This window comes from Candidatus Pseudomonas auctus, assembly GCF_048654275.1.
In the GTDB taxonomy this organism is placed as follows: Bacteria; Pseudomonadota; Gammaproteobacteria; order Pseudomonadales; family Pseudomonadaceae; genus Aquipseudomonas; species Aquipseudomonas pharyngis.
The window spans coordinates 1-600 of the sequence record NZ_JBJYZK010000031.1 but is presented as its reverse complement, the minus strand read 5'-3'; the positions used below and the strand labels follow the sequence as shown (position 1 = coordinate 600).

The 600-nt window shown below is 56.2% G+C and carries 1 protein-coding gene; it reads left to right on the top strand.

The features are described 5' to 3' along the window. Nucleotides 1-82 precede the first annotated feature (82 nt). On the top strand, nt 83-600 hold a 518-nt coding region (locus ACKUG4_RS28195), incomplete at its 3' end, for a helix-turn-helix domain-containing protein (RefSeq protein ID WP_445435284.1).

Here is a 600-nt window from a genome sequence, read left to right as displayed (position 1 = left end):
GGGTAAAGACCGGGTACATCCTTTACGTTTGAGACCGGGGACATGGTTTACAGGTATCAATCATGGTCAGGAGGTGCTGACCATGCCCTGGAATCAAGAGTCCCCGATGGATCAACGAGTGAAATTAGTCAGTGACTGGCTCAGTGGCAGCTACACCAAGAGCCAATTGAGCCGGCGTTATGGGGTCAGCCGGCCAACCGTCGATAAATGGCTGGATCGGTATGCAGCGCTCGGTGTGGATGGCTTGAAAGAGCAATCCCGCAAGCCTTTGAACTGCCCTCATCAAACCCCGGATGAAATCATCGCCACATTGCTGGCCAGGAAAAACGAGCATCCCGATCGAGGCCCCAAACAGATCATTGATCGCCTGCGAAAGTCCGATCCACAGATCCCATGGCCGGCCGCGAGCACTGCTGGTGAGTGGTTGAAGAAGGCTGGCTTGGTCATTGCGCGGCGCCCTTATCCTTTGCGCCCGCGTGCTCCGACGCATTTACGCCCGGCCGATGAACCCAACCAGACCTGGTGTGCCGACTTCAAAGGGCAGTTCAGGATGCAGGACGGCAATTGGTGCTATCCGCTGACCATTACCGATCAGATGAG